The following is a 26,954-nucleotide window of genomic DNA, read 5'->3' as shown; positions in this document are numbered from 1 at the left end:
TTATTTCTCGCTATCAACCAGACCGCGCACAAACCAGCGCTGCATCAGAAGCACCACCGCCAGCGGTGGCAATAAAGTTAGAATCATCGCCGCCATCACCTGGTTCCACTGGGTCGGCGCGCCGGAAGTGGAGATCATGCTCTTGATGCCCGCCACCGCGGTGCCCATCGAAGCGTCGCTGGTGATCAGGATCGGCCACAGATATTGGTTCCAGCCGTAGATAAAGGTGATGACAAACAGCGCCGCCAGATTGGTTTTCGACAGCGGCAGCACGATGTCCCAGAAGAAACGCATCGGCCCGGCGCCGTCGATGCGCGCCGCCTCCAGCAGCTCATCCGGCAGCGTCATGAAGAACTGGCGCAGCAGGAAGGTCGCGGTGGCCGAGGCCATCAGCGGCAGCGTCAGGCCGGTGTAGCTGTCCAGCAGGTTGAGGTTGGAGATCACCTCCACCGTCGGGAAAATGCGCACTTCCACCGGCAACATCAGGGTGAGGAAAATCAGCCAGAAAAACAGGCTGCGCAGCGGGAAACGGAAATACACGATGGCGTAAGCCGACAGTACCGACACCGCGATTTTGCCGCAGGTGATCGCCAACGCCATGATCACGCTGTTGAGCAGCAGCAGCGAGAACGGCACCTTGAGGTTGCCCACGCCGCCCTGCCAGATATTGCGAATGTTCTCCCACAGGTGGCCGCCGGGCACCAGCGTCATCGGCACCTGAAACACCTGTTTGTCATCCAGCGTGGCGGCGACAAAGGCCACGTACAGCGGGAACAGCACCACCAGCACGCCGATAACCAGCATCACATGGCTGAAGATGTCCAGCCCGCGTCGATTCTCAATCATTGATAGCGCACCTTACGTTCAACGAAGCGGAACTGGATCACCGTCAGGCCGATCACCAACAGCATCAGGATCACCGACTGTGCGGCGGAGCTGGAGAGGTCCAGCCCGGCGAAGCCTTCGCGGTAGATCTTGTAGATCAACGTGGTGGTGGACTGCACCGGCCCGCCGCCGGTGGCGGCGTCGATCACCGGGAAGGTATCGAAGAAGGCGTACACCAGATTGACCACCAGCAGGAAGAAGCTCACCGGCGCGATCAGCGGCAGCACCAGATGGAAGAAGCGCCGCACCGGGCCGGCGCCATCGATGGCTGCCGCTTCCACCAGCGAACGCGGGATAGACTGCAGCGCCGCGAGGAAAAACAGGAAGTTATAGCTTATCTGCTGCCATACCGAGGCCAGCACCACCAGGAACATCGCCTGGCCGCTGTTTTGCGCATGGTTCCAGTTATAGCCCAGCCCGTTGAGGAAATGGGTGATCAACCCCAGGCCGGGGTTGAACAGAAAGATCCACAATACCGCCGCCACCGCCGGCGCCACCGCGTAGGGCAGGATCATCAGCGTGCGATAGAGGCGGCTGCCGCGCAGCACGTAGTCCACCAGCGCGGCGAAGAACAGCGAAACCGCCAGCCCGATGCCCGCCACCAGGAAGCTGAAGATCAGCGTGGTGTAGAACGAGTCGAGGTAGTAAGGATCCTGGAACAGCTGTTTAAAGTTATCCAGCCCGACAAACTGGCTGGAGAGGCCGAACGGATCGAGGCTCTGCACCGAATACCACAGCGCTTCGCCGGCGGGCCATAAAAAGAAGACGGCGGTAATCAGCAGCTGCGGCAGCACCAATGCATAGGGCAACCAGCTGCAGCCGAAACCGGGACGGGAAGATGACATAGCAGTTAAACCATTGATCGGGTAAGGAAGGATCGGCGTGAAGATGCGAGCCCGGTCTGTCGGGCTCGCGACGCAGGGTTACTTGGTCGATGCTTCGAAGCGGCGCAGCAGCACGTCACCGCGCTGTACGGCGGCGTCCAACGCCTGCTGTGGCGTTTTCTTGCCGGTCCACACGCCTTCCAGCTCCTCATCCACCACGCTGCGGATCTGTGGCATGTTGCCCAGGCGCAGGCCCTTGGTGAACGGCAACGGCGGCTTGTTCAGCATCTGGCGAGTGGCGACGTCGGCACCCGGGTTCTTGTCGTAGAAGCCCTGCTGCTTGGTCAGATCGTAAGCCGCGGTGGTGATCGGCAGATAGCCGGTCTTCTGGTGCCATTCGGCGGCGATTTCCGGCTGCGCCAGGTACTGCAGGAACTCGGCCACGCCCTTGTAGGTGGCGGCGTCTTTGCCGTTCATCACCCACAGACTGGCCCCGCCGATGATGGCGTTCTGCGGCGCGTTTTTCGCGTCGGCGTCGTACGGCATCATGCCGACGCCGTAGTTGAATTTGGCGTAGTGCTTGATGTCCGCCAGCGAACCGGAAGAGGCGGTGGTGATGGCGCAGTCGCCGTTATAGAACTTCTCGGTGGATTCGTCTTTGCGGCCAAAGTAGGTAAAGTCGCCCTTCTTGTTCATCGCCTCCAGCAGCGCGATGTGCTTGACCTGCAGCGGTTGGTTGAACTCCAGCTTGGCGTTGGTGCCGCCGAAACCGTTGTTTTCACTGGCGAACGGCACGCCGTGCCAAGCGCTGAAGTTCTCCAGCTGGATCCAACCCTGCCAGCCGCTGGCGTAGCCGCACTTCATGCCGGCCTCACGCAGCTTGGCGGTATCCGCCGCCAGCTCCTGCCAGGTTTTCGGCGGCTGGTCCGGGTTTAGGCCGGCCTTTTTGAAGGCATCTTTGTTGTAGTACAGCACCGGCGTGGAGCTGTTGAACGGCTGCGACAGCAGATGTCCGCTCTTGTTGTCGGTGTAATAGCCGGCCACCGTCGGCACGAACACCGACTCGTCGAAGTTGATGCCGGCCTCTTTAAACACTTCATAGACCGGTTTGATGGCTTTGCTGGCCATCATGGTGGCGGTGCCCACCTCGTAAACCTGCAGGATCGCCGGCGCCTTGCCGGAGCGGTAAGCAGCGATGCCCGCCGCCAGGCTCTGTTCGTAGTTGCCTTTATAAACCGGCACAATCTTGACGTCGCTGTGCGACTGATTGAAGCGATCCGCCAGGGAATCCACTTCCTTACCCAGTTCACCTTCCATTGAATGCCAGAACGGGATTTCTGTCGCCGCCAGCGCCTGAGTGCTGACCGCCAGGGTCAACGCGACGCACAGCGTGGTTTTGCGAATAGCGTAGGTGAGCATGCCTAACTCCTGAAAAAGCTGGTGTAAAAGCGCGTGAGCGAAAAGAATCAGTTTTTTGTTCGGAAGCTAACATGCCATGCGCGGATGACAGAAAAATAACCGTTATATGACAGCCACATGACGGCAAGGTGAAGTGAAGATGGCGGTTTGATGTCGGCGGCGGGCATGGGCTCCGCCGCCGCGAGGATTACAGCGAACGGCGCAGGCGCGCCACCGCTTCTTGCATCTGCTGCTCGGTGGCGGTGGCGAACGACAGGCGGAAGGTTGAACGATCCGGGTTGTCGGAGAAGAAGTATTCCCCCGGCACGAACACCACACCCTGCTGCAAGGTCGTGTTCAGCCATTCGGTGGCGTTGAACGGCTGGCGGAAGCGCGCCCACAGGAACATGCCGCCCTTCGGCTTATCGAAGGTGATGTAGTCGCCCAGCTCCTGCTCCACCAAACCGGCCAGGATCTCGCCCTTTTGCTTGTAAGCGGCGCGGATCTTGTCGATCTGCGCCGGCAGGCGATCCAGGCCGAGATAGCATTCGACGATGCTCTGCGACAACGCGCTGGCGTGCAGATCCGCCGCCTGTTTGATGATCGCCACTTTGTGCAGCAGGAACGGCGGCAGGATCGCCCAGCCCAAGCGCAGGCCCGGCGCCAGGATCTTGGAGAAGGTCGAGGTATAGATGATGTGGTCAGTGTTGCCCAGCACCTGCTGTGACACCTGATGCAGCGTCGGGTGGCGCTCTTCGGTGAAACGCAATTCGCCGTACGGATCGTCTTCGATGATCAGGAAGTTATGTTCAGCAGCCAGCTTCACCAGCAGTTCACGGCGCGCGGCGCTGAGGGTGATGCCGCTGGGGTTGCCGAAGTTCGGCACCACGTACACGCCCTTGATGCGCTGGGTTTTCAGCAGCTCGGCCAGCTCTTCCACCACCATGCCGTCGCTGTCGGACGAGACCGACATGATGTTGGCCTCCGCCAGCTCCAGCGTTTGCAGCGCCGCCAGGTAGGTCGGGCGCTCCACCACGAACACATCGCCTGGGTTGACGATGGCGCGCATCACCAAATCCAGAGCCTGCTGAGAGCCGGCGGTGACCATTACCTCTTCCGCGCCAGCGGTGACGCCGCGCTCGGCGCACAGCGCGCAAATACGCTCACGCAGCAGCGGGCTGCCTTCGGTCAGGCCATACTGGAACGCGCTTTTCGGCTGTTCGGTGATCGCCTGCTGGGTGGCGATGCTCAATCCTTCGAAATCGAACAGCGCATCAGAGGGGATGCCGCCCGCCAGCGAAATGACGTGTTCCATCTTGCTGTGCTTAAGCAATTCACGGATGGCCGAACTTTTTACGTTAACGATGCGCTGCGCGAGTAACCCTTCTGTCTTCATTTCTTCTTCTCGTACCTGATTATTTTAATTCGTAGGGGGGCGGATTAACCGCCCAGATACGCCGACCTCACTGCTTCGTTGGCTAACAATGCAGCCCCCGTATCTTCCAACACCACGCGGCCGTTTTCCAGCACATAACCGCGGTCCGCCAATTTCAGCGCCTGATTGGCGTTTTGCTCCACCAGGAAGATGGTCATGCCCTCTTCCCGCAGTTGCTGAATGATGTCGAAAATCTGCTGGATAATGATCGGCGCCAGCCCCAGCGAGGGCTCGTCGAGCAGCAGCAGCTTCGGCTGACTCATCAGCGCGCGGCCGATGGCCAACATCTGCTGTTCGCCGCCGGACATGGTGCCGGCACGCTGGCTTCGGCGCTCCAGCAGGCGCGGGAACAGCGTGAACACCCGTTCAATGCGCTGTTGATACTGCTGGCGATCGGCGAAGAAGCCGCCCATCGCCAGGTTTTCTTCCACCGTCATGCGCGAGAAGACGCGCCGCCCTTCCGGCACGATCGCCACCGCTTCGCGCATGATGCGCGAGGTTTGCCACTGGGTGATGTCCTGGTCCTGAAAGACGATGCTGCCTTCGCTGGCGCGCGGTTCGCCGCACAGGGTGCCGAGCAACGTGGTTTTACCGGCGCCGTTGGCGCCGATTAACGTCACGATTTCGCCCTGACTTATCGTGAGACTGACCTGATGCAGCGCCTGAATTTTGCCGTAATGGGCGGATACCTGATTGAATGACAACATATTATTCTTCGCCCAAATAAGCCCGGATCACGTCCGGGTTGTTGCGGATCTCCGCCGGTGTGCCCTGCGCCAGCGGCGTGCCCTGATTCACCACGTAAATGCGGTCGGAAATGCCCATCACCAGCTTCATGTCGTGCTCGATCAGCAACACCGAGACCTTATGCCGATCGCGCAGCTCGACGATCAGGTGATCCAGCTCGTCGGTCTCTTTCGGGTTGAGGCCGGCGGCCGGTTCGTCCAGCATCAGCAGCTCCGGCCGGGTCACCATGCAGCGGGCGATCTCCAGCCGCCGCTGCTGCCCGTAGGCCAGGTTGCCCGCCGAACGGTTGGCCATCTCCAGCAGGCCGACGCGCTCCAGCCACTCCGCCGCACGCGCCAGCGCCTCAGCTTCGGCGCGGCGGAAGGCCGGAGTTTTCAGCAGCCCGGCGAACACGCCGCTTTTCAGGTGCTGATGCTGCGCCACCAGCAGGTTCTCAATCACCGTCATTTCACGGAACAGCCGCACATGCTGGAAGGTGCGCACCACGCCCATGCGGGCGATGGCCTGCCCCGCCAACCCTTCCAGGTGGCGATCGCGCAATTTGATGGTGCCGCCGGTCGGGCGGTAAAAACCGGTCAGGCAGTTGAACACCGTGGTCTTACCGGCGCCGTTGGGGCCGATCAGCGACACGATTTCGCCTTCGTTCAGCGTCAGCGCCACATTGTTGACCGCCAGTAGCCCGCCGAAACGCATCGACAGGCCCTCTACCTGCAGTAAAGGTTGAACGCTCATGCCTGTTCCCCCTTGCCCGCGTGAATGTCCGCCGCCTGCAGCTTCAACTGCGGCCGTTTCATCGGCAACAGCCCCTGCGGCCGCCAAATCATCATCAGCACCATCAGCGCACCCAGCAGCAACATGCTGTACTCATTCAGATCGCGCATCAGCTCGCGCGACACCACCAGCAGGATTGCCGCCAGAATGACCGCGAACTGCGAGCCCATACCCCCCAGTACGACGATCGCCAACACGAAGGCCGACTCGACGAAGGTGAAGGATTCCGGGCTGACGAACCCCTGGCGCGCGGCAAACAGCGTGCCGGCAAACCCGGCGAAAGCGGCGCTGATGGTAAAGGCGGTCAGCTTGATGCGCGTCGGGCTGAGGCCCAGCGAGCGGCAGGCGATCTCGTCTTCGCGCAGCGCTTCCCAGGCGCGCCCGAGCGGCATGCGCAGCAGGCGGTTGATGACGAACAGCGTCAGCACCACCAGCAGCAGCGCCACCAGGTACAGGAATACGATGCGATCGCTCGGATCGTATTTCAGGCCGAAGAAGTTATGGAAGGTATCCCAGCCGCCGTCGCGCAGGCTGCGGTTGAACTCCAGGCCGAAGAAGGTCGGTTTCGGGATCTGGCTGATGCCGTTCGGCCCGCCGGTGATCTCGGTATTGTTCAGCAGCAGGATGCGCACGATTTCGCCGAAGCCGAGCGTCACGATCGCCAGATAGTCGCCGCGCAGCCGCAGCACCGGGAAACCGAGCAGGAAGCCGAAAGCGGCGGTGACGATACCCGCCAGCGGCAGGCTCTCCCAAAAGCCGAGGCCGTAATAGTGATTCAGCAGCGCATAGGTGTAGGCGCCGATGGCGTAGAAACCGCCGTAGCCGAGCACCAGCAGACCGGACAAGCCCACCACCACGTTGAGGCCGAGGCCCAGCATCACGTAGATCAGCGTCAGGGTGGCGATATCCACCGTGCCGCGCGAGACCAGGAACGGCCAGGCGACCGCCGCGACGATGAGCAAAGCCGCCAGCAGCTTTTGCCGCGGCGTGGTGCCGTCGAAGCTCGGCAGCACGAACGCCGGGCCGGAGACTTTTTTCAATCCCTGCTGCAGCAGCGGGCGCAACAGCTGGAAGAAAAAGACGATGACGCAGCCGATGCCGATCCACATCCAGCGCACTTCCGCCGCGCCGTGCACCACCAGCTTGGTGCCGTCCAGGCTGAGCTGCATGCCCATCAGGAACGACGCCATCACGAACAGCACCGCCGTGGCGATCAGCGCATTGAGCAGATTGAGTTTCATACTTTCTCAACCTCCGGACGCCCGAGGATGCCGGTCGGCATGATCAGCAGCACCACGATCAGCAGCGCGAACGACACCACGTCTTTGTATTCGGTGCTCAGGTAGGCAGAGGTCAGCGCTTCCGCCACGCCCAGTACCAGGCCGCCAATCATCGCGCCGGGAATGCTGCCGATGCCGCCCAGAACCGCGGCGGTGAAGGCTTTCATACCGGCCATAAACCCGATGTAAGGGTTGATGACGCCGTAGAACTGGCCGAGCAACACCCCGGCCACCGCCGCCATCACCGCACCGATAACGAAGGTCAGCGAGATCACCCGGTCGGTGTTGATGCCCAGCAGGCTGGCCATCTTCAGATCTTCCGCACAGGCGCGGCAGGCGCGGCCCATGCGTGAATAGCGGATAAACAGCGTCAGCGCCAGCATCGCCAGGAAGGTCACGAGCCAGATGGTCAGCTGCATGGTGCTGATGGTGGCGGCGAAGCCGTTGCTTTCTCCCAGCACCCACTGGCCGGTCACTAGGCTAGGCAGCGCCAGATCGCGTGAGCCCTGCGTCAGGCTGACGTAGTTTTGCAGGAATATCGACATGCCGATGGCCGAGATCAGCGCAATCAGGCGCTTGGAGTTGCGCACCGGCTTGTAGGCCACCCGTTCGATGCTCCAGCCGTAGGCACTGGCGATAACGATCGAGACCAGGAACGCGGCGCCGATCAGCAGCCAACCGACGTCGATGCCGAGCATCATCAGGGCGGCGATAACGATAAAGGAGACATAGCTGCCGATCATGTACACCTCGCCGTGGGCGAAGTTGATCATGCCGATGATGCCGTAAACCATGGTGTAACCGATGGCGATCAATGCATAGGTGCTGCCCAACGTTAAACCGTTGAACATCTGCTGCAGAAAATAGAGGAGTTGCTCTGACATACTCTGAACCCTTGGCTGCGAAACCCGCCGGCGCAGAACCGGCGGGTAAAGGGAGACGGGGCCGGCAAGCCGGCCCGCCGGGCGCAACAAGCCGCGCCCCACCCTAATCATTATGGCTTATTTGATCGGTGTGGACGTGCCGTTGGCATGCCATTCGAACACGCCGAACTCGAAGCCTTTCAGATCGCCCTTGTCATCCCAGGTCAGCGGCCCCATCACGGTCTCCACCGGCTTGCCGGTTTTCAGATCCTTGACGATGTCCGCCGGCTCCTGGCTGCCGCTGCGCTCCATGCCGGTGGTCAGCGACTGCAGCGCAGCATAGGTGGTCCAGACGAACGGGCCGGTCGGATCCAGCTTCTTGGCTTTCAGCGCATCGACGATCGGCTGGTTGGCAGGCACCTGATCGTAGCGTTTCGGCAGCGTCACCAGCATGCCTTCCGAGGCGGCGCCGGCGATGTTGGACAGCGAGGAGTTGCCCACGCCTTCCGGCCCCATGAAGCGAGTGGTCAACCCGGCCTGCTTGGCCTGACGCAGGATCTGCCCCATTTCCGGGTAGTAACCGCCGAAGTACACGAAGTCGATATTTTCTTTCTTCAGGCGCGCCACCAAGGTGGAGAAGTCTTTGTCGCCGGCGGTGATGCCTTCGAACATCGCCACTTCGGTGCCCTGTTTTTTCAGGCTGTCGCGCACCGAGCGCGCCAGGCCTTCGCCGTATTGCTGCTTGTCGTGCACCACGGCGATGCGCTTCGGCTTGATGTCGCTGAGGATGTATTTGGCGGCGGTCGGGCCCTGATCCGAATCCAGGCCGGTGGTGCGGAGGATCATCTTGTAGCCACGGGTAGTCAGATCCGCGTTGGTGGCCGCCGGGGTAATCATGATCACGCCTTCGTCTTCATAGATATCGGACGCCGGCTGGGTGGATGAGGAGCACAGGTGGCCGATCACGTAGCGAATGCCGTCGTTGATCACCTTGTTGGCGACCGCAACTGCCTGTTTCGGGTCGCAGGCGTCGTCGTATTCCACGCCGACCAGCTTGTCGCCCTTGATGCCGCCCTTGGCGTTAATGTCGGCAATCGCCTGGCGCGCGCCGGTAAACTCCATGTCGCCATACTGCGCGACCGGGCCGGACATTGCCCCGACGATCGCCACCTTGATGTCTTTCGCCATGGCCGCCTGGCTCATGGCCATCGCAATACAACCCGCCAGCAGTGCCTTACCTGTTGTTAATTTCATCCGCAAATCCCCATCTGTCGTTGTGAACGTACCTGTTGTGTTTGCCTGCGCCCGATCGTTATTGACCGCTTTTGTTATAAGTAATAATGATTTAGGCGTTTTGTCGGCATTATTTTCTAATAAGACTTTATTTTTCATGCCATTAAACAGGAATTTTCTTCTGCAAATCAACTTCATCTGGCAGAAACAAGCGGTGTAAACAGGATAAAATTCGAATTAAATCTGCGCTCTTTACCTTTAGGCGTAGTGCGTTGTGCTGGTTAACAATCCGTTTACTAACTATTTACTCGGAAAATGCCCCGTGCAAAAAACATATTGCACAGTAATCGTACAGAAAAACTTACACAACGCTCTGCACAAGATCTATTACACTGTCGACATCATTTAGCTGCGCGGAAATTCTGCATGAAACTGACCATCGAGCGCCTGACCGCGCTGTCCCCGCAAGACCTTATCGACCTCGGTAAAATTTGGCCGCACCAGCAGCCGGAACAGTGGCAAGGCTGGCTGAGCGACGGCAAGGCGCTGTTTGCCGCCCGCTTCAACGAGCGTCTGCTGGGTGCGGTGAAAATTGCGCTGCAGGACGACCGCGCCGAACTACAGGATCTGCTGGTACGCGAAGTGACGCGCCGCCGCGGCGTCGGTCTTTATCTGGTGCAGGATGCACAGCGTCAGCTGCCGCAGGTCGCCCACTGGCAGCTGTCGACCGCCGGCCTGGCGCCGCGTGAACGTGGGGAAGTCGATAACTTCATGCGCGCCTGCGGCTTCGCGCCGCAGGGCGATCTCTGGCAAAAATGAAGCGCCGGCTGGCGGCGCTGGTCTTGATTGCGCTGGGGTTGGCGGCCTGGTTCGCCGGGCGCCAGCAGGCGCAGCGCCTGGCCTCAGGCTGGGATCAGCAGGTTTATGTCTGGCAGCGAGTTTGGACGCCGCAGCACGCCGATGCGCTGGCGAGCAGCCGCGATCTGTTCGCCAAGCTGCGGGTGCTGGCGTTGCAGGTGCATCCGCGTGAAGGCTGGCGGGAAATCCCGGCCGATCTCAGCCTGCTGAAGCAGGACGGCCGCCCACTCTGGCTGGTAGCCCGCCTCGACGGCCAGCTGCCGCAGCTGGATCAAGAGGCCATTATCCAGCGCCTGCTGGCGCTCACCCAGCGCTGGCAGGCGGCCGGGCTGCCCGTCACCGGCATCGAGATCGATCATGATGCCGCCACCGCCCGCCTGCCGGACTACCAACGCTTTCTGCAGCGGCTGCGCCAACGGCTGCCCGCCGCTTTGCAACTCGGCATCACCGCCCTGCCGGCCTGGATCGGCTCACCCAACCTGCCCGGCGTACTGCAACAGGCCGACAGTTCCGTCCTGCAGGTGCACGCGGTGCTCTCGCCGCAGCAGGGGCTGTTTGACGGCCCGCTGGCGCTGCGCTGGGTGCGGCAGTACGCTGCCGTCACACCGAAGCCGTTTCGCGTCGCGCTGCCGGCCTACGGCATGGCGTTGTTGGGTTTTGATGCGCAAGGCGCGCAGGTGGAGAGCGAATCCTCGCTGCGCATGGCGGGCAACGGCCGTGAGCTGACGGTCGCGCCGCAGCAGATCGCCGATTTTCTGCAAACGCTGGCGCAGCAAACGCCGCCCCGGCTGCGCGGCATTATCTGGTTCCGACTGCCGCTGGCGGACGATCGGCGCGCCTGGTCGCTCGCCACGCTGCGAGCAGTGATCGAACGGCGGCCGCTGAATGTCGACTGGCAAGTAAAATTTAGGCCCCAGCCACAGCAAAACGGGCTGTATGATCTGATAATTCACAACAACGGGCCGGTGGATGCCCCGCTGCCGCAAGAGGTGGTCATCCGCGCCGACGACTGCCTGGCGGCGGACGCGGTCGGCCACTACCGGCCGGAATCCGCACCGCAACAGCAACGCTTTATTCGCATCAGCAGCGACCAACTGCGCGCCGGGCAATCCCGGCCGTTGGGCTGGCTGCGCTGCCAACAACTGACGCCAGGAGGCACCCTTGTCACACCTTGATTCGCGCGCGGCACGGAACACCCGCCGCCTTCTTCCGCTGGCCATGCTGATCGGCGCCGCGCTGGCGCTGCCGCTGAACGGCTATGCCTGCGGCCCGGATTTTCCTAACCGGCTGCTGATCGACCGCAACGGCACCCTGCTGTATATGCCGGAGGGCAATTTCGCCTTCGAAGCCGGCCGGCTGGTGCCGATGGATAAACAGTTGCCGCACTGGCAAGCCCCGCCGCCGCCGATGCCGCCGAAACCGATGCCGCAATCGCCGGAAACGATCGCGATCGGTAAAATGCGCGCAGCCAAAACGGTGGAAGAGGCTGACGCCGTCAATGCGCAGGGGTTGTCCAACGCCGCGCGTCTCTATCAACTGGGCGCCGTCGCTTTCGCCAGCCACGATCCGCGCGCCACAGACTATTTCCAGCAGGTGCTGAAGCTACCGGCCGCCGAGCAGAGCGACTGGGGACTGCGGGCGCAGTATTCGCTTGGCCGCGTCCTGATGGCTGACCACGGTACACCGGTGAATGAATCCGGTGAAGCGGTTCCCGCCGCCGAGCATCCGCCTAAAGCCGAACTTGAACAGGCGCTGACGGCATTCCAGCAGGTGATCGACCGGGTGAAAAACGGCGCAGCCGATCCCGATCAGTTGGCGCTGAGCAGCCTTGGGCAGCAGGCGCGCATCCACCTGTGGCTGGGTGACGTCGCCCCCGCCGCCCACCTCTATGCGCAACAGGCGGCGCAGGGCGATCCGAGCGGCGGGCAGTCGCTGCAGTACGTCTCCAGCTTCCTGGTCAACCCCGACCATTTGGACACGCTGAAACAGATTATCGGCGATCCGTTGATCCAGCAGTTGGTGACCATTGAGTTGTTCGCGCGCAGCGGCAACCTGCAAATGGCGGATACCGACGGCAACGGCCGCTCCGCCCAGATCATCAGCCAGATCCTGACGCTGCTGGACGGCTCAGTGAAAAGCGGCTTCGCCGGCAGCGATCGGCTGGCGGCGTTGGCTTACCGTTCGGGGCAGTACCCGATGGCGGCGAGCCTGCTGAAAAACGCCGGCGACAGCGGCCTGGCGTGGTGGCTGCGCGCGAAAATGGCGCTGCGCGACGGCGACGTGAAAGCCGCCACTGCCGCCTACGCCAAGGCGGCAAGCGCGTTCCCCGCCGACGAAAGCTGGGGTGAACAACGCAACGCCGACTTCGTCGCAGAAACCATCGTGCCCGAGTGCCGGGTGGCCGGCGAACAGGCCATCCTGGCGCTGAACCGCGGCGACTATCTGCAGGCGATGGACCTGCTGTATCGCGGCAAAGCGCTCTACTGGGCCGACGTGGCCGACGTGGCGGAGCGGGTGCTGACCGTCGATGAGTTGAAAGGCTTTGTCGATAAGCACGCCCCGGCGCCGACGACGCCGCTCAAGCCGGTTAATCCGGACGACTACGGCGGCCAGCAGATCACGCCGGAAGTGCAGCTGCGCGAACTGCTGGCGCGGCGGCTGATGCGCGTCGGACGAGCGCCGGAAGCGCTGGCCTATTTCGATATCCCCAACTACCGGCAAGCGGCGCAGCAGTTCGCCGACGAACTGAAGGCCGCCAAGGACAAATCCGCCGCGCCGCTGACGCGCGCGCAGGCTTACTATCGCGCCGCCAACCTGCTGCGCGCCCAGGGGCTGGAGTTTACCGGGTATGAGATGACGCCGGATTACGCCATCTATGGCGCCGGCTATTCCTATCTGGGGGATGCGTTCGATACTCGCGAGCTGAAGCATAAAAGCTGGATCGACAGCGCAGAAGCGGCGCGCGCCAAGGCGGCGCTACCGGAGGAAGACAACCGTTTCCTGCACTATCGCTGGCAGGCGGTGGGGCTGGCGCAACAGGCGGCCGATCTGCTGCCGCCGAAGAGCCAGGCCTATGCCGCCGTGTTGTGTAACGCTGCCAGCTGGGTTATCAAGCGTGATGCCAAAACCGGCCGTGCGCTTTATCAGCGCTATATCAACACCGGCACCCGTTATCCGTGGGCGGCTAAATTCGGCTACGACTGCCCGGCGCCGGACTTCACCGCCGTGGCGCCATAACGCCGAATTTCAGGCACTAAAAAGCCCGGCAAGCCGGGCTTTTTTTATCGAATCTCGCATCGACTCAGGCTTCGATCGCCATTTTGAGTTTCTTCATGGCGTTCTTTTCCAGCTGACGCACGCGTTCGGCGGAAACGCCGTACTGATCGGCCAGCTCCTGCAGCGTCGATTTGTTGTCATCATCCAGCCAACGGGCGCGGATGATATGCTGGCTGCGCTCGTCCAGACCTTCCAGCGCATAGGCCAGTTTGTCTGCGGCGTTGCTTTCCCAGTTATCTTCCTCGATGCCTTCGGCGAAGTCCGAGCTTTTGTCCTGCAGGTACAGCACCGGCGCCATCGACTGGCCATCGCGGGCCTCGTCGTCCGGAGTCGGATCGAACGTCATGTCCTGCGCCGCCATGCGAGATTCCATCTCGCGCACGTCTTTGCTGGTTACGCCCAGCTCGCGGGCCACCAGTTCCACTTCGTCCTGGTTGAACCAGCCCAAACGCTGTTTGGTTTTGCGCAGGTTAAAGAACAGCTTGCGCTGCGCTTTGGTGGTCGCCACTTTCACGATGCGCCAGTTGCGCAATACGTACTCGTGGATTTCCGCCTTAATCCAATGCACCGCAAAGGAAACCAGACGCACGCCGACTTCAGGGTTGAAGCGGCGAACGGCTTTCATCAGGCCGATATTGCCTTCCTGAATCAGATCCGCCTGCGGCAGACCATAGCCTGAATAGTTGCGGGCAATATGAGCGACAAAGCGCAGGTGAGACAGGATGAGCTGCTTAGCGGCATCCAGATCGCCCTGATAATGCAGCCGTTCAGCCAGCTCCCGCTCTTCCTCTGCCGTCAGCATCGGATAGGCGTTGGCTGCCCGGATATAGGCTTCCAAGCTACCTTGGGGTACTAAGGCTAAAGTTTGCATTTCTTTGGTCATTCAAACCCTCTCTATGAGAATACAAAATCATGCAGGTGATTATTACAGCGGGGAAATGATTGATTCTACGGCAGTTGCTGAAGCAAAAGCGGTTCCACACGCCGGGCACCTTAACATTTGCTGCAATTTTTGACCGTACTCCGCCCTAAAAGTTCACCCTTTTTTGCAAGCATTGTCGCTGACAATACGTGACGAGGATGAAGGCCGATAGGGAATTTGTGCGCTAAGAAGAGAGGGATGGTGCTGACTTCGCTTGAGGTCACTCTTCTCCCGCAACGCGATCAAAAGCAGCAGGAGAAGAGTATACCAAAAAAATCTTACTGTGGTGTAAATCGGCGTAAATGTTGCACCGTCGCCAGCCAGGCGGCGATCCAGCCGATCATCGCGGAGATGATCAGCAGCAGCAGCGCCTCATCCCAGCCCAGCCCGTGCAGGGTGAAGGTGGTGCCGAATACCTTGGCGACCCCGACGACCACCGACTCCAGCTGCCACACCAGCGCGCCGGAGAGCACCAGCGACAGCAGCGCGCCGGCAAAGCCCAGCATCGCCCCGCCGTTGAGGAACGGCCGCAGAATAAAGCCGTCGGTGGCGCCGATCAGCTTCATCACGTTGATGGTGTCGCGACGGCTGAAGATGCTCAGACGCACGCTGTTGCCGATCACCAGGAACACCGCCACGATCATCAGCACGCCGATGATCGCCGCGATCTGGCCCGCCAGCCCGGTCAGCGCCGCCAGGCGGGCAAACCAGCTGTCATCCATGCGCACTTCTTCCACGCCCTGCACCGCCGCTACGCGATCGCGCAGGGTGTTGAGGGTGTCCGAACTCTGGAAGCTCATCTTCGGCGTGACGATCGCCACCGCCGGCAACGGGTTCTCTTCCAGCATGTCCAGCGCGCCGCCAAAGCCCGACCAGTTACGGAACTCGCCGCGCGCTTCTTCACGCGACAGGTAGTTCACCTTCTCCACGCCGGCTTCCGCCTTGATGGCGTCGAGCACTTTCAGCGCCGCGTCGTCATCGAGCGATTTATCCAGGTAGACCGTCAGTTGCGGCGTCGGGTACCACTGGCTGGCCGCGGTGCTGACGTTTTTCCACACGATGTAGCACACGCTCGGCAGCGTCAGGGAAATGGCGATCACCATCACCGTCAGCAGCGTCGCCAACGGCTGGCGCAGCATGTCTTTGATGGCGTTCATCCAGGCATAACGCCACTGTTCGCGCCAGCCGCCGCGCAGCGCCTTGCTCTTGGCGGTTTTTGCGTTATTGGCCATGGTGAGCGCCCCCTTGCATGCGGCCCTGGCTCAGCGTCAGGATGCGGTAATTGCGACGGGCGATAAGCCCGGTGTCGTGCGTCGCCATCAGTACGGTCACGCCGACGCGGTTGAATTCTTCAAACAGGCGCAGAATGCCTTCCGACAGCGCATCATCCAGGTTACCGGTCGGTTCATCCGCCAGCAGCACCGCCGGCTTGTTCACCACCGCGCGGGCGATGCCCACGCGCTGCTGCTCACCGCCGGACAGCTGAATCGGGAAGTTTTTCGCTTTATCCAGCAAACCGACTTTGTCCAACGCGGCGGAAACGCGGCGGCGGATATCTTCGGTGCTGGCGCCGGCGATGATCAGCGGCATCGCCACGTTGTCATACACCGTGCGATCCAGCAGCAGGTGGTGATCCTGGAAGATCATGCCGATCTGTCGACGCAGGAACGGCACCTCGCGGTTTTTCAAACGGCTGATGTCGTGCCCGCCAAACCAGATGTGGCCGGCGCTGGGCCGTTCGATACCGCAAATCAGTTTCAGCAGGGTACTTTTCCCCGCGCCGGAATGGCCGGTCAGAAACGCCATTTCCGCCGGGCGCAGATGGAAATCAACCCCCTGCAGCGCTTGCCGTCCGCCCAGATAAGCTTTACTGACCTGTTCAAAGCGAATCATCCGTATTAATCCTCTCGGGCAAAAAGTGCCTCAATAAAATCGTCAGCCTTAAACGGCCGCAAATCTTCGATGCCTTCCCCGACGCCGATATAGCGGATCGGGATACCGAACTGATCGGCGATGGCGAAGATCACCCCGCCCTTGGCGGTACCGTCCAGTTTAGTCAGCGTGATGCCGGTTAAGCCCACGGCCTCATTAAATAATTTCGCCTGACTGACCGCATTCTGGCCGGTGCTGGCATCGAGCGTCAGCATAACCTCATGGGGGGCCTGGTCGTCCAGTTTTTTCATGACGCGGACGATCTTCTTCAGCTCTTCCATCAGGTGCGATTTATTCTGCAGACGGCCGGCGGTATCGGCGATCAACACATCGATGCCGCGCGCCTTGGCGGCCTGCACCGCATCGAAGATCACCGAAGCGGAATCCGCGCCGGTATGCTGCGCCACCACCGGAATGCGGTTGCGTTCGCCCCACACCTGCAGCTGCTCCACCGCGGCGGCGCGGAAGGTATCCCCCGCCGCCAGCATCACCGACTTGCCTTCCGCCTGGAACTGACGCGCCAGCTTGCCGATGGTGGTGGTTTTACCCACGCCGTTCACGCCGACCATCAGGATGACATACGGGGTTTTACCGCTGACATCCAGCGGCTGATCGACCTTGGCCAGAATTTCGGACATTTCCTCCTTCAGCTTGCCGTACAGCGCTTCAGCGTCTTTCAGCTGCTTGCGGCTGGCGTGCTGAGTCAGGGAGGTGATGATCTTGCGCGTGGTCTCCACGCCGACGTCGGCGATCAGTAGCTGTTCTTCCAGCTCGTCGAACAGGTCGTCGTCGATCTTTTTACCGCGGAACAGCCCCATAAAGCCGGAACCGAGGTTTTGCTTGGTCTTCAGCAGGCTGCGTTTCAGGCGAGCGAAGAAGCCTTCTTTGGTCGGGCGTTCCTGCTCTTGCGCAGCGGCCGGCACCACAGGTTCAAGCGGCGCTTCTTCCGGCTCCGGTTCAGGTTCGACGATTGGCTCGGGTTCAACGACCGGCTCAGGTTCGACGATTGGCTCGGGTTCAACCACCGGCTCGGGTTCAACGACCGGCTCAGGTTCGACCACCGGCTCGGGTTCAACCACCGGCTCAGGCTCGACCACCGGCTCAGGTTCGACGACCGGCTCGGACTCAACCACCGGCTCAGGCTCAACCACCGGCTCAGGTTCGACGACCGGCTCAGGCTCGACGACCGGCTCAGGTTCGACGACCGGCTCAGGTTCAACCACCGGTTGCTGCTGCGCCACCACTTGCTCGGTGACGCTGACGATCTCTTCAGCCAACGCTTGCGGCGCCGCCGGATGTTCAGCCGCCGCCGGCAGGTTTTCCGCGATTTGCTCGCCGGCCTGACCGTTATCCCACTCCCCCGGGGTGTCGACGGAGGCGGCAGGTTCAGATTCCTGGGCGGGGAGCTTGTCATCCAGCTTGGCGGCGGCCGGTTCAGCCGGCGTCTCCGCGGCCTGAGGTTCCGCCTGCTCTACCGGCTGCTCAGGTTGCTGTTGCTCTTCTTCCTTTTCCTTCTGGCCAAAGCCCAGCCAGGAGAAAAACCCACGTTTCTTATCTTTTGCCATGTTATGACTCTACTCCGTACCGAAGGCTCGCTTACCCTACATACCTGAAGGATATATGCTGACAATAATCCGCCGAGTCTATCACTTTCCCTCGCGCAGCAACACGCATCCGGCATGCTTTCCGGTGTGAAATCAGACAACAACGTTTTACCGTTCCCCCCGACGCCCGTCACCGGTAGAATAGGGACAACTTTTCGTTAACCTCTGCGGCCCCGCGCCGCAAAAGAAATCAAACAACGCTTATGACAAGACTCTCGCCACGGGCCGCGGCCAAAAAGCCGCCCCAGGCCGCAGCCGGACAGATCCGCATCATCGGCGGCCAATGGCGCGGCCGCAAACTCCCGGTGCCAAACAGCCCGGGGCTGCGCCCCACCACCGATCGGGTGCGTGAAACCCTGTTCAACTGGCTGGCGCCGGTGATTCAGGGCGCGCGCTGCCTGGACTGCTTCGCCGGCAGTGGCGCACTAGGGCTGGAAGCGCTATCGCGCTATGCCGGCAGCGCCACGCTGCTGGAATTCGAACGGCCGGTGGCTCAGCAACTGGAAAAAAATCTGGCGCTGCTGCAGGGCAAAGGGGTGGTTATCAACACCAACGCGCTGAGCTGGCTGGCGGGCGACGGTCAACCGTTTGACGTGGTGTTCCTCGATCCGCCGTTTCGCAAAGGCCTGCTGGCGGAGACCGTCTTGTTGCTGGAGCAGCGTGGCTGGCTGGCCGACGAGGCATGGATCTATGTAGAAGCCGAGGCGGAAAGCGCCGCGGCGGACGTGCCTGCCAGCTGGCAGTTGCACCGGGAGAAGGTCGCCGGTCAGGTGGCTTATCGCCTTTATCTTCGTTCGAAAGAGAAAACCGACCATGCTGATTAATCTGGGCCGCCTGCTGATGCTGTGCGTATGGGGCTTCCTGCTCTCTAACCTGTTCCATCCGTTTCCCAAGCCGCTGAAGTATTTCATCGACGTGGCGCTGTTTTTTATGGTGGTGATGCACGGCCTGCAGCTGGTGCTGTTGAAATCCACCCAGCCGAAGGATCAGCCGATCAGCTACTGGCAAGAGGCCAAGATCTTTATCTTTGGCGTGTTTGAGCTGCTGGCCTGGCAAAAGAAACAGCCGCCCATCAAGAAAAAGTGACCGCTACGGCTGAACGGTGAACGAGACGAAGCGCGTGCCCTGCATGTTTAACGTGCCGTGCGCGCCTTTTTCTATCGGGTTGTACTGCCATTGCTTCAGCCGCAGCGTAATGTCTTCACCGCCCTGGTTCGGGCTGAACACCACCTCGTAATACATCGGCTCGTTGACCAACGGCTCGCGCTGCGGCGCACGGGTCTTGGCGACCGGGAAGCTCCGCTTGTCGCTCACCGTCACCTGCAGACTGCGCATCGGCGCACGATCGTTTTCCGCCTCCTGCTGGCGCTGTTTGAAGTAGCGTTGCGTGGCCAGCACGGCGATCAACGCAATGACGGCGACAAAAAATAACGGTGGCTTACTCATCGGTTTCCCATTTCCTTCACGGCCAAATCGGCGTAAACATAGCATTCTCAAGAAAGCATTGTCGATCGTCGGCAGGCTACCTACACTGAAATAAGAAGTGACATGGGTGACATGTTTGGAGCCGGTGGTTGCGGCTCCCTCCTACATAAGGATGACATCAATGAGTTGGCCGTTCCTTGCCGTATTCTTTTCCGGTTGGCTGTTCGTCGACGCCTCTTACCGCGGGCCGCGCTGGCAGCGTTGGGTGTTCAAACCCGTCACGCTGTTGCTGCTGTTGCTGCTTGCCTGGCAGGCGCCGGTGCTCAGCGCGGCGGGTTATCTGATCGTACTCGGCCTGCTGGCGACGCTGATCGGCGATGCGCTGCTCCTGCTGCCGCGCGAGCGAGTGCTGTACGCCATCGGCGCCTTTTTCCTGTCCCACTTGCTGTACACCCTGAGTTTCGCCAGCCAGATGACGTTCAGTCTGTTCTGGCCGCTGCCGCTGGCGCTGCTGGCGATCGGTGCATTGCTGCTAGCCACCCTTTGGACCCGGCTGGAAGAGATGCGCTGGCCGATCGTCACCTACGTGGCGATGACGCTGCTGATGGTCTGGCTGGCAGGCGAGCAATATTTCCTGCGCAGCACCGATTTCGGCTTCTCGCTGCTGGCCGGCACCTCGCTGCTGCTGCTGGCCAACGTGGTTTGGCTGCTCAACCGTTACCGCTTCACCTTCCGCGCGGCGGACGCCATCGTGGCTTTCTGTTACTTTTCCGGCCACTTCCTGATCGTGCGTTCGCTCTACCTGTAGAGACCTGCCGCGGGTTCGGCGCGCCGAACCCGTTTCTTCATCAAGCCAGCGCTTTCAACGTCAGGGCATCACCCGCACCCAGCTGATTGCGGTACAGATCGCCGTCGCGCGAGAAGAACGCCAGCGTGCTGCCATCCGCCTGCAGCAGGGCGATGCCGTCCGGCGCCGGGCGCCAGCCCACCACCTCGGCCGCAAATACGCTTTGCAGACAACGCTGCCGATCCACCAGCTGGTAGCCGTTGGTCTCGCTTTGCTCATTGGCCAGAAACTCGATTTGGCATTGCCTTTCGCTGTCGGCTACCTGCCATTGCCCCGCCAGCGACTGCGCGGTCGGCAGCGCCAGACTGCCGGCCATCACCGCACTCGTCACCATCATGCCTCCCGCCGCCAGGGCGGCGCGCGTTAAAGTACCTTTCATACCGGCTCCCACATCACGCCCGGCCGAGACTGCGCCGGGCGCTCCGTTGCTGCGTTACACGATAAAGTCAGTGGCGACGTCTACCTGACCGACGATTTTCACCAGGAAGTCCGGCGCCTGATGCCCCCCGATGTTCACCGACAAATCGGTCACGTTGTTGGACGCGTTGTAGCTCAGCAGCGCTTCACCGGCCGCGCCGCTGAAGTGATCGACGAAGTGAATGAAGTCGCTGCTCTGCGCCTCTTTGTTGAAGAACGACAGATCAATCTTGTCGAGCCCTTTCTGGAAGTCGCGGATCCAGTCTGAAGCGCCCGGGGCGGAATCGCTGGCGGCAGAGAACACGAAGATGTCTTTACCGGCACCGCCCCACAGCTCATCCGCCCCGCCGCCGCCGAACAGCACGTCGTTACCCGCGCCGCCTTTCAGCACGTTATTGGCCGCGTTGCCGACGATCACGTCGTTGCCGGAACCGCCAATGGCGTTCTCAATGGTCACACCGGCGGCGATCGACACGTTGCCCTTCAGGCCGCCCACGTCGGAGAACGACTTCTCGTTCAGGTTGATGCGTTGGTTAGCGGTGTAACCGGAGAAATCGAAGGTATCGTTGCCGCCCGCATCCCAGGCCGCAAAGATCACTTTTTGCGAGTTGCTGGTGGTGCTGAGGAAGTCACGACCGGTGTTGGAGTTAAAGCCGTACACGGTGTCGCCGGTGCGGGTCGACAGGTTGGCGCCATACAGGTGCTGAATGGCGGCAATGTCATCCAGCAGCGGAGCCGCGGCGTAATGACCGCCGTTGTCGCCACCGGTATTGGTTTCACTCCAGTAGCTCATCAGGCTGAACTGACGAGTATCTTCCGCGTAAGTGACGTCGCGGTAGGTCGGGTTGCCTTCACCGGCGTTGTAATCGCCCGGGTGGCTCAGGCCCAGTGCATGGCCAATTTCATGGGTGAACGTCTGGCGGCCGTAGTCTTCGGTCGCCGGATGCTTGACGTTGGACTGATTGACGTTGTACCAGGTCTGGCCCCCCAGATCCTGGCCCTGCCAAATGGTGTTCGGCAGGAAGGCGTAGGCCTGGGTGCCGTAATCATAGTGGCCGGGGCGATCCTGGCTGTAGTTGCCGAAGGTGATATTGGCCTTTTGTCCGGCCGCCACTTCGGTGAAGGTGATATTGGCGACGTCGGCCCAGGACTGCAGCGACAGCTTAGCCTGCTGCTGCTGTTCCGCGCTGAACTTGCTCAGCCCGGTGTCGCCGGCGACGTTAGTGGAAGAGAACTTATAATCCGGGAAGGAGAAGGTTAATTTGATCGGCTGGCCAAATACCTTGTAACCGTTCCAGGTTTGGTTCTCGCGGGTAATAAACAGCCCAGCTTGCTCGTTAGAAAATGAATCCTTGCCATTAATCTGAATCCCGTTACCCCGCTCATGATAATGCAGCAGGTCGTCTACAGCATCGTAACCGGTTGTGGCGGCCGCGAGGCTGGATTCAGTAATTTCAATTGCCTTTTTAGTAGATTGCATTGGTTCGATTCCACTCATTACCTGATTGATATCAATCAGACAGATAGACATAACCTCCCCGTAAGCCACGGTTAATGAACCTCAAGCTTGCTGGAAGGGGCTTATGCGCCGTTACCGGCAGTGTGTTAGGTAGAATTAATGCATATATATCAGCAAATAAGATCACCATTAAAAATGGTAATCGATTCCAATTATAGGCAGGACCGTAAAACTGCACATAAAATAATCAACCATTTATTATCACAACGAAAGTTTGTTATGCTGCTTTTTAGGCTTCTTTACAAAGCAAACGAAACTTGATGAGGATAAGTTGGCACCAAACTTCAATAGCAACGCGGCCTGCAGACTCAAGCGAATCATGCTGGCTTTACTCAGGGGAAAAGGTAAATTTTGCTAAAGCGTTATAGATTAATAACTCTTTATTATTAGGTCGGGCGATTTTTTAGTTTCTATAGGAATATTATTTTCTTATTTAAACTAACGGCAGCGAGCCTTTTCGCCCAAATAGGGGATAAGAAAAGCCGATATATTTAAATTCGCATTATTCATTATTGAATGAATCCCCCTTTTCTACGCCCGAACGCCGTTAGCAATAATTCTCATCCGGCGCTTGACTCTGGAGTGGACTCCAGGGTGTAGAGTCAGCTGAGCAAACCCGTTTAACAGCCCGAAGGGGGACGTTATGCACAATCAGCAAAACCATAATCATCAGGAACATCACCACGCCGAAGGCGGGTGCGGCTGCAACCACAGCCACAGCAAAACGCAGCATGGCTGCAGCAGCGAGCCGAAAAGCGCAGCCGTACAGGCCGAACACGCCCACCATCATCACGATCATGGCGATAGCGGCTGCTGCACCGCCGCCCCCGACGATCCGGACGAGGAAAGCGACAGGCTGGCCGCCGCTCCCCCTTCCGGCAGCCAACGTTTCAGCTGGAAAGTCACCGGTATGGACTGCCCCAGCTGCGCCAAGAAAATCGAAAATGCCGTCACCGCGCTCCCCGGCGTTGACAGCGCACGCGTATTGTTCGCCACTGAAAAACTGGTGGTCGACGCACAGTCCGATCTCAGCCTGCGGATCCAGGACGCGGTCGCCCAGGCCGGTTTTACCCTGCTCGGCACTCAGACCGCCAAAGATGCCGCGCCAAAAGCCTCGCGCTTCGGCGAATTTGCGCCGCTGCTGTTGTTAACTACCCTGATGGTGGTCAGCTGGGTGCTGGATCGGATTAACCCGGAGCTGGGTCGCATCGCCTTTATCGCCACCACGCTGGTCGGGTTGGCGCCGGTCGCCGCCAAGGCGCTACGTCTGATTCGCTCCGGCACGCCGTTCGCCATCGAAACGTTGATGAGCGTGGCGGCCATCGGCGCGCTGTTTATTGGCGCCACCGCCGAGGCGGCGATGGTGCTGCTGCTGTTTATGGTCGGCGAGCTGCTGGAATCCTACGCCGCCAACCGTGCGCGTCGCGGGGTGAAGGCGCTGATGGAGCTGGTGCCGGAAGATGCGCTGCTGCTGCAAGGCACGGAACGCAAACGCGTGCCGGTCGCCAGCCTGCGCCCTGGCGATGTGATTGAAATCGCGCCCGGCGGGCGCCTGCCGGCCGACGCCGAGCTGCTCAATCCGTTCGCCAGCTTTGACGAAAGCGCCCTGACCGGCGAATCGGTGCCGGTCGAGCGTCAACAAGGGGAAAAAGTGGCCGCCGGCAGCCTGTCCGTCGATCAGGCGGCACAGATGAAGGTGATTTCCGAGCCCGGCAAAAATGCCATCGACCGCATTTTGCAGCTGATTGAAGAGGCCGAAGAACGCCGCGCGCCGATCGAACGCTTCCTCGATCGCTTCAGCCGCTATTACACCCCAGCCATCATGCTTCTGGCCGTCGCGGTGATCCTGGTACCGCCACTGCTGTTCTCGCAGCCGTGGGAGACCTGGATCTATCGCGGCCTGACGCTGCTGCTGATCGGCTGTCCATGCGCGCTGGTGATCTCGACGCCGGCGGCCATCACATCCGGGCTGGCGGCCGCCACGCGGCGCGGCGCGCTGATTAAAGGCGGCGCGGCGCTGGAGCAACTGGGCCAGATTCAAACCATCGCCTTCGATAAAACCGGCACCCTGACCGAAGGCAAGCCGACGGTCACCGACGTGCTGCCCATCGGCGCGCTGACCGAACAACGGCTGTTGCAGCTTGCCGCCGCGGTAGAGGCCGGTTCACATCACCCGCTGGCGCAAGCGATCATCAACCGCGCCGCCGCAAGCGGGGCTGAGCTGCCGCTGGCGCAGGCGCGCCGCGCGCTGGCCGGCGTCGGTGTGGAAGGGATCGTGGACGGCAAGACCGTGCTGATCAGTGCGCCGGGCAAGCTGGCGCCGGGCCTGCTCGCCACACAATGGCAGAGCCAGGTAGACAAGCTGGAAAACGCCGGTAAAACGGCGGTGGTGGTGCTGGAAGACGGCGCGCCCATCGGCTTGCTGGCGCTGCGTGATACGCTACGCAGCGACGCCAAACAGGCGATAGCCGAACTGAACGCGTTGGGTATTCGCGGCGTGATGCTGACCGGGGATAACCCGCGCGCCGCCGCGGCGATCGCCGGCGAGCTGGGCCTCGACTATCGTGCCGGTCTGTTGCCGGAAGATAAGGTCAGCGCGGTCACCGAACTGAGCGAACTGCGCCCGACGGCGATGATCGGCGACGGCATCAACGACGCCCCGGCGATGAAGGCCTCCAACATCGGCATTGCCATGGGCAGCGGCACCGACGTGGCGCTGGAGACCGCCGACGCCGCCCTGACCCACAACCGACTGGTGGGCGTCGCGGAAATGATCCGCATCTCGCGCGCCACCCACGCCAATATCCGGCAAAACATCACCATCGCGTTGGGGTTGAAAGGGGTCTTTCTGATCACCAGCCTGCTGGGGTTAACCGGGCTGTGGCTGGCGGTGCTGGCCGACTCCGGCGCCACCGCGCTGGTCACCGCCAACGCGCTGCGGCTGTTGAGAAAGCGCAGCTAAGCTCTGAAACAAACACGGGCGCGGCATACCGCGCCCGTTGTCATTTGGGGGAAGGAACTTTTAACTCGGCCGCGCCGCCGTTATACGCCTTTACGCAGCAGATAACGGTATGGCGCCTGCTCGGTCTCCTGCGCCACCAGCGTATGCTCCATAAAGCGGCAGAACCCCGGGATATCGCGGGTGGTAGCCGGATCGTCGGCAATAATCAGCAGCGTTTCGCCGTTGTCCATATGGCGCACGGTTTTACGCACCATCATCACCGGTTCTGGGCAACGCAACCCCAGCGCGTCGAGCGTCTGGTCTGCCTGGGCAAATAAGTCAGTCATGCAATTTTTCTCGTTCAAAACGATCGGCGAACGCTCGCCGCATCTCATTAGCGCCTAGTTTACGCCGGTAGTTTTTCTGCGCAAGATGCGTTAACGTTTGCGTTAAATTTAACCATTGCATTGGTTGCGCAAACGCGTATCATGCCGCCGCGCAGCGTTTTTTGCTGTTTTGACAAGACACACTGGGTTCCCTCACCCCACTGCTAAAAAGGCTACAACATGTATTCGTTTACCGCACAGCAGCGCTTCACGGCGTTGGTCTGGCTTTCGCTGTTTCATATCGCCATCATTACCTCCAGCAACTACCTGGTGCAGCTGCCGATCACCGTTTTCGGCTTCCATACCACCTGGGGCGCCTTTACCTTCCCGTTTATCTTCCTGGCGACCGATCTGACCGTGCGCATCTTCGGCGCGCCGCTGGCGCGACGTATTATCCTGGCGGTGATGGTGCCGGCGCTGTTCATCTCTTATGTGATCTCCACCGTCACCTATCAGGGAGAATGGCAGGGCTTCGCGGCGCTGAGCAGTTTTAACCTGTTCGTGGCGCGCATCGCCGTGGCCAGCTTTATGGCCTATGTGCTCGGCCAGATCCTCGACGTACACGTGTTTAACCGTCTGCGCCAACGCAGCGCCTGGTGGGTGGCGCCGGCGGCGGCGATGTTCCTCGGCAACATCAGCGATACGCTGGCGTTCTTCTTCATCGCCTTCTACAAGAGCAGCGATCCGTTCATGGCCAACAACTGGGTGGAGATTGCGCTGGTGGATTACAGCTTCAAGGTGATGATCTGCCTGCTGTTCTTCTTGCCGATGTACGGCGTGTTGCTGAACATGCTGCTCAAACGCATCGCGGCGCGCAGCGGCAGCCTGCAGCCGAGCTGAGCCATGCTATTCTGGGCGGCCCTATTCTTTGGAGGCCGCTCATGATCCCCATCGTCCGCACCGCCACGCTCGAAGAAATCCACCGCCTTTACCAACGCATCCCCGAATTCGGCGGCCTGCATAGCCTGGCCGATCTGCAGCGGCGTATCGGCACCGCCCCCGCCAGCCTGTTGATCGCCGAGATAGACGGGCAGCCGGCCGGTTTCAAACTCGGTTATCAACGGCAGGAAACGGTGTTTTACAGCTGGCTGGGTGGCGTGCTGCCGGCATTCCGTCGCCACGGCGTGGCGCAGGCCTTGTTGGCCGAACAGGAACGCTGGGCTCGGGCGCAGGGCTATCGCCAACTGACGGTCAAAACCCGTAACCGGTTCCGCGCCATGCTGACGATGCTGCTCACCCACCACTATCAGATTGTTCAACTGGAAAAGAAAGGCGAAGTGGCTGATTATCGGCTATTACTGGAAAAAAACTTGTGACAACATCTGCCTTGCATTTCAACCTGGAATAGGTTGCGATACGACAGTAAATCCCTACCGGAAAGGAAGAAGGAA

The 26,954-nt window shown here is 60.7% G+C and carries 26 protein-coding genes; 9 read left to right on the top strand and 17 right to left on the bottom strand.

The window, feature by feature from the left end; translation table 11 throughout:
* The 9 genes from ugpE to ACJ8J4_RS18265 all read right to left on the bottom strand — a co-directional run bounded on the left by ugpE (position 1) and on the right by ACJ8J4_RS18265 (position 9,457).
* A complete protein-coding gene (ugpE, locus tag ACJ8J4_RS18305) occupies positions 1-846 on the bottom strand; it encodes a sn-glycerol-3-phosphate ABC transporter permease UgpE (protein ID WP_025304908.1) in 846 nt (281 codons plus the stop codon).
* The gene (ugpA, locus tag ACJ8J4_RS18300) at positions 843-1,730 is read right to left on the bottom strand and encodes a sn-glycerol-3-phosphate ABC transporter permease UgpA (RefSeq protein ID WP_015376293.1); all 888 of its coding nucleotides are present in this window, start codon (positions 1,728-1,730) and stop codon (positions 843-845) included. The genes ugpE and ugpA overlap by 4 nt, the downstream gene beginning before the upstream one ends.
* 78 nt (positions 1,731-1,808) lie before the next feature.
* A complete protein-coding gene (ugpB, locus tag ACJ8J4_RS18295; RefSeq protein ID WP_049209367.1) occupies positions 1,809-3,128 on the bottom strand; it encodes a sn-glycerol-3-phosphate ABC transporter substrate-binding protein UgpB in 1,320 nt (439 codons plus the stop codon).
* Positions 3,129-3,315: 187 nt separating this feature from the next.
* Positions 3,316-4,503, bottom strand: coding sequence for an aminotransferase-like domain-containing protein (locus tag ACJ8J4_RS18290; RefSeq protein ID WP_025304906.1), 1,188 nt, complete (start codon positions 4,501-4,503; stop codon positions 3,316-3,318).
* A 44-nt stretch (positions 4,504-4,547) separates the two neighbouring features.
* Positions 4,548-5,249: a high-affinity branched-chain amino acid ABC transporter ATP-binding protein LivF gene (gene livF, locus ACJ8J4_RS18285; RefSeq protein ID WP_025304905.1), complete on the bottom strand. Its 702-nt coding sequence runs from the start codon at positions 5,247-5,249 to the stop codon at positions 4,548-4,550.
* Between the two features lies 1 nt (position 5,250).
* The gene (gene livG, locus ACJ8J4_RS18280) at positions 5,251-6,021 is read right to left on the bottom strand and encodes a high-affinity branched-chain amino acid ABC transporter ATP-binding protein LivG (RefSeq protein WP_025304904.1); all 771 of its coding nucleotides are present in this window, start codon (positions 6,019-6,021) and stop codon (positions 5,251-5,253) included.
* Positions 6,018-7,301, bottom strand: coding sequence for a high-affinity branched-chain amino acid ABC transporter permease LivM (locus ACJ8J4_RS18275; RefSeq protein ID WP_025304903.1), 1,284 nt, complete (start codon positions 7,299-7,301; stop codon positions 6,018-6,020). Before ACJ8J4_RS18275 ends, livG begins: the two co-directional genes overlap by 4 nt.
* A complete protein-coding gene (gene livH, locus ACJ8J4_RS18270; RefSeq protein ID WP_015376290.1) occupies positions 7,298-8,224 on the bottom strand; it encodes a high-affinity branched-chain amino acid ABC transporter permease LivH in 927 nt (308 codons plus the stop codon). Before livH ends, ACJ8J4_RS18275 begins: the two co-directional genes overlap by 4 nt.
* A gap of 117 nt (positions 8,225-8,341) precedes the next feature.
* On the bottom strand, positions 8,342-9,457 hold the full coding sequence (locus tag ACJ8J4_RS18265) for a branched-chain amino acid ABC transporter substrate-binding protein (protein WP_025304902.1): 1,116 nt from the start codon (positions 9,455-9,457) through the stop codon (positions 8,342-8,344).
* Between the two features lie 405 nt (positions 9,458-9,862).
* Between ACJ8J4_RS18265 and panM the strand changes: the two genes are divergently transcribed.
* Genes panM through ACJ8J4_RS18250 form a run of 3 tightly spaced genes read left to right on the top strand, consistent with a single transcriptional unit; the run spans position 9,863 to position 13,531 of the window.
* Positions 9,863-10,255, top strand: coding sequence for an aspartate 1-decarboxylase autocleavage activator PanM (gene panM, locus ACJ8J4_RS18260; protein WP_049209366.1), 393 nt, complete (start codon positions 9,863-9,865; stop codon positions 10,253-10,255).
* Complete coding sequence (locus ACJ8J4_RS18255; protein ID WP_197836272.1) at positions 10,252-11,469, top strand: DUF3142 domain-containing protein; 1,218 nt, start codon at positions 10,252-10,254, stop codon at positions 11,467-11,469. Before panM ends, ACJ8J4_RS18255 begins: the two co-directional genes overlap by 4 nt.
* Before the next feature lie 43 nt (positions 11,470-11,512).
* The gene (locus ACJ8J4_RS18250) at positions 11,513-13,531 is read left to right on the top strand and encodes a hypothetical protein (RefSeq protein WP_425531525.1); all 2,019 of its coding nucleotides are present in this window, start codon (positions 11,513-11,515) and stop codon (positions 13,529-13,531) included.
* A gap of 64 nt (positions 13,532-13,595) precedes the next feature.
* On the opposite strand, the gene rpoH is transcribed toward ACJ8J4_RS18250, so the two are convergent.
* The 4 genes from rpoH to ftsY all read right to left on the bottom strand — a co-directional run bounded on the left by rpoH (position 13,596) and on the right by ftsY (position 17,989).
* A complete protein-coding gene (gene rpoH, locus ACJ8J4_RS18245) occupies positions 13,596-14,453 on the bottom strand; it encodes an RNA polymerase sigma factor RpoH (protein WP_004934345.1) in 858 nt (285 codons plus the stop codon).
* A gap of 317 nt (positions 14,454-14,770) precedes the next feature.
* The gene (gene ftsX, locus ACJ8J4_RS18240) at positions 14,771-15,724 is read right to left on the bottom strand and encodes a permease-like cell division protein FtsX (RefSeq protein ID WP_025304898.1); all 954 of its coding nucleotides are present in this window, start codon (positions 15,722-15,724) and stop codon (positions 14,771-14,773) included.
* Positions 15,714-16,385: a cell division ATP-binding protein FtsE gene (gene ftsE, locus ACJ8J4_RS18235; RefSeq protein WP_004934337.1), complete on the bottom strand. Its 672-nt coding sequence runs from the start codon at positions 16,383-16,385 to the stop codon at positions 15,714-15,716. Before ftsE ends, ftsX begins: the two co-directional genes overlap by 11 nt.
* Positions 16,386-16,390: 5 nt before the next feature.
* On the bottom strand, positions 16,391-17,989 hold the full coding sequence (gene ftsY / locus ACJ8J4_RS18230; protein WP_197836276.1) for a signal recognition particle-docking protein FtsY: 1,599 nt from the start codon (positions 17,987-17,989) through the stop codon (positions 16,391-16,393).
* A 242-nt stretch (positions 17,990-18,231) separates the two neighbouring features.
* On the opposite strand from ftsY, the gene rsmD reads away from it, so the two are divergent.
* Positions 18,232-18,852 carry a 16S rRNA (guanine(966)-N(2))-methyltransferase gene (gene rsmD, locus ACJ8J4_RS18225; protein ID WP_025304896.1) on the top strand — a complete coding sequence of 207 codons (621 nt, stop codon included), beginning with the start codon at positions 18,232-18,234 and terminating at the stop codon, positions 18,850-18,852.
* Entirely contained in the window at positions 18,842-19,114 is a 273-nt protein-coding gene (locus ACJ8J4_RS18220) for a DUF1145 family protein (RefSeq protein ID WP_004934327.1), read from the top strand. The genes rsmD and ACJ8J4_RS18220 overlap by 11 nt, the downstream gene beginning before the upstream one ends.
* A gap of 3 nt (positions 19,115-19,117) precedes the next feature.
* Here the strand turns inward: ACJ8J4_RS18220 and ACJ8J4_RS18215 are convergent, their stop codons facing one another.
* Positions 19,118-19,474 carry a DUF2500 domain-containing protein gene (locus ACJ8J4_RS18215; RefSeq protein ID WP_025304895.1) on the bottom strand — a complete coding sequence of 119 codons (357 nt, stop codon included), beginning with the start codon at positions 19,472-19,474 and terminating at the stop codon, positions 19,118-19,120.
* Positions 19,475-19,634: 160 nt separating this feature from the next.
* On the opposite strand from ACJ8J4_RS18215, the gene ACJ8J4_RS18210 reads away from it, so the two are divergent.
* Positions 19,635-20,261 (top strand): lysoplasmalogenase, encoded by a 627-nt coding sequence (locus ACJ8J4_RS18210; RefSeq protein WP_025304894.1) that lies wholly within the window; start codon positions 19,635-19,637, stop codon positions 20,259-20,261.
* Between the two features lie 40 nt (positions 20,262-20,301).
* Here the strand turns inward: ACJ8J4_RS18210 and ACJ8J4_RS18205 are convergent, their stop codons facing one another.
* On the bottom strand, positions 20,302-20,679 hold the full coding sequence (locus tag ACJ8J4_RS18205; RefSeq protein WP_025304893.1) for an AprI/Inh family metalloprotease inhibitor: 378 nt from the start codon (positions 20,677-20,679) through the stop codon (positions 20,302-20,304).
* 54 nt (positions 20,680-20,733) lie between these two features.
* Complete coding sequence (locus tag ACJ8J4_RS18200; RefSeq protein WP_442516096.1) at positions 20,734-22,197, bottom strand: serralysin family metalloprotease; 1,464 nt, start codon at positions 22,195-22,197, stop codon at positions 20,734-20,736.
* 682 nt (positions 22,198-22,879) lie between these two features.
* Between ACJ8J4_RS18200 and ACJ8J4_RS18195 the strand changes: the two genes are divergently transcribed.
* The gene (locus ACJ8J4_RS18195; protein WP_060448389.1) at positions 22,880-25,198 is read left to right on the top strand and encodes a zinc/cadmium/mercury/lead-transporting ATPase; all 2,319 of its coding nucleotides are present in this window, start codon (positions 22,880-22,882) and stop codon (positions 25,196-25,198) included.
* Positions 25,199-25,278: 80 nt separating this feature from the next.
* On the opposite strand, the gene tusA is transcribed toward ACJ8J4_RS18195, so the two are convergent.
* Positions 25,279-25,524: a sulfurtransferase TusA gene (tusA, locus tag ACJ8J4_RS18190; RefSeq protein ID WP_025304890.1), complete on the bottom strand. Its 246-nt coding sequence runs from the start codon at positions 25,522-25,524 to the stop codon at positions 25,279-25,281.
* Positions 25,525-25,743: 219 nt separating this feature from the next.
* Here tusA and ACJ8J4_RS18185 point away from each other — a divergent pair, with 219 nt between their 5' ends.
* Together ACJ8J4_RS18185 and ACJ8J4_RS18180 are read left to right on the top strand one after the other, a co-directional pair.
* The gene (locus ACJ8J4_RS18185; RefSeq protein ID WP_025304889.1) at positions 25,744-26,403 is read left to right on the top strand and encodes a 7-cyano-7-deazaguanine/7-aminomethyl-7-deazaguanine transporter; all 660 of its coding nucleotides are present in this window, start codon (positions 25,744-25,746) and stop codon (positions 26,401-26,403) included.
* A gap of 41 nt (positions 26,404-26,444) precedes the next feature.
* The gene (locus ACJ8J4_RS18180; RefSeq protein WP_164100214.1) at positions 26,445-26,879 is read left to right on the top strand and encodes a GNAT family N-acetyltransferase; all 435 of its coding nucleotides are present in this window, start codon (positions 26,445-26,447) and stop codon (positions 26,877-26,879) included.
* Positions 26,880-26,954 lie beyond the last annotated feature (75 nt).

Source organism: Serratia sp. CY47280, from assembly GCF_052168655.1.
GTDB classification, from domain to species: domain Bacteria; phylum Pseudomonadota; class Gammaproteobacteria; order Enterobacterales; family Enterobacteriaceae; genus Serratia; species Serratia bockelmannii.
The sequence above is the reverse complement of the archived record's forward strand: the minus strand, read 5'-3'. Positions and strand labels throughout refer to the sequence as shown.

Coding starts and splice junctions, on each gene's coding strand:
- panM (WP_049209366.1), top strand. CDS start 9,863: ATGAAACTGACCATCGAGCGCCTGACCGCGCTGTCCCCGCAAGACCTT.
- ACJ8J4_RS18210 (WP_025304894.1), top strand. CDS start 19,635: ATGAGTTGGCCGTTCCTTGCCGTATTCTTTTCCGGTTGGCTGTTCGTC.
- ACJ8J4_RS18200 (WP_442516096.1), bottom strand. CDS start 22,197: ATGCAATCTACTAAAAAGGCAATTGAAATTACTGAATCCAGCCTCGCG.
- ftsX (WP_025304898.1), bottom strand. CDS start 15,724: ATGGCCAATAACGCAAAAACCGCCAAGAGCAAGGCGCTGCGCGGCGGC.
- ACJ8J4_RS18220 (WP_004934327.1), top strand. CDS start 18,842: ATGCTGATTAATCTGGGCCGCCTGCTGATGCTGTGCGTATGGGGCTTC.
- ACJ8J4_RS18185 (WP_025304889.1), top strand. CDS start 25,744: ATGTATTCGTTTACCGCACAGCAGCGCTTCACGGCGTTGGTCTGGCTT.
- tusA (WP_025304890.1), bottom strand. CDS start 25,524: ATGACTGACTTATTTGCCCAGGCAGACCAGACGCTCGACGCGCTGGGG.
- ugpA (WP_015376293.1), bottom strand. CDS start 1,730: ATGTCATCTTCCCGTCCCGGTTTCGGCTGCAGCTGGTTGCCCTATGCA.
- ACJ8J4_RS18195 (WP_060448389.1), top strand. CDS start 22,880: ATGCACAATCAGCAAAACCATAATCATCAGGAACATCACCACGCCGAA.
- livH (WP_015376290.1), bottom strand. CDS start 8,224: ATGTCAGAGCAACTCCTCTATTTTCTGCAGCAGATGTTCAACGGTTTA.
- ACJ8J4_RS18250 (WP_425531525.1), top strand. CDS start 11,513: ATGCTGATCGGCGCCGCGCTGGCGCTGCCGCTGAACGGCTATGCCTGC.
- ACJ8J4_RS18265 (WP_025304902.1), bottom strand. CDS start 9,457: ATGAAATTAACAACAGGTAAGGCACTGCTGGCGGGTTGTATTGCGATG.
- ugpB (WP_049209367.1), bottom strand. CDS start 3,128: ATGCTCACCTACGCTATTCGCAAAACCACGCTGTGCGTCGCGTTGACC.
- livG (WP_025304904.1), bottom strand. CDS start 6,021: ATGAGCGTTCAACCTTTACTGCAGGTAGAGGGCCTGTCGATGCGTTTC.
- rpoH (WP_004934345.1), bottom strand. CDS start 14,453: ATGACCAAAGAAATGCAAACTTTAGCCTTAGTACCCCAAGGTAGCTTG.
- ACJ8J4_RS18290 (WP_025304906.1), bottom strand. CDS start 4,503: ATGAAGACAGAAGGGTTACTCGCGCAGCGCATCGTTAACGTAAAAAGT.
- ugpE (WP_025304908.1), bottom strand. CDS start 846: ATGATTGAGAATCGACGCGGGCTGGACATCTTCAGCCATGTGATGCTG.
- rsmD (WP_025304896.1), top strand. CDS start 18,232: ATGACAAGACTCTCGCCACGGGCCGCGGCCAAAAAGCCGCCCCAGGCC.
- ACJ8J4_RS18275 (WP_025304903.1), bottom strand. CDS start 7,301: ATGAAACTCAATCTGCTCAATGCGCTGATCGCCACGGCGGTGCTGTTC.
- ACJ8J4_RS18215 (WP_025304895.1), bottom strand. CDS start 19,474: ATGAGTAAGCCACCGTTATTTTTTGTCGCCGTCATTGCGTTGATCGCC.
- ACJ8J4_RS18180 (WP_164100214.1), top strand. CDS start 26,445: ATGATCCCCATCGTCCGCACCGCCACGCTCGAAGAAATCCACCGCCTT.
- ftsY (WP_197836276.1), bottom strand. CDS start 17,989: ATGGCAAAAGATAAGAAACGTGGGTTTTTCTCCTGGCTGGGCTTTGGC.
- livF (WP_025304905.1), bottom strand. CDS start 5,249: ATGTTGTCATTCAATCAGGTATCCGCCCATTACGGCAAAATTCAGGCG.
- ftsE (WP_004934337.1), bottom strand. CDS start 16,385: ATGATTCGCTTTGAACAGGTCAGTAAAGCTTATCTGGGCGGACGGCAA.
- ACJ8J4_RS18255 (WP_197836272.1), top strand. CDS start 10,252: ATGAAGCGCCGGCTGGCGGCGCTGGTCTTGATTGCGCTGGGGTTGGCG.
- ACJ8J4_RS18205 (WP_025304893.1), bottom strand. CDS start 20,679: ATGAAAGGTACTTTAACGCGCGCCGCCCTGGCGGCGGGAGGCATGATG.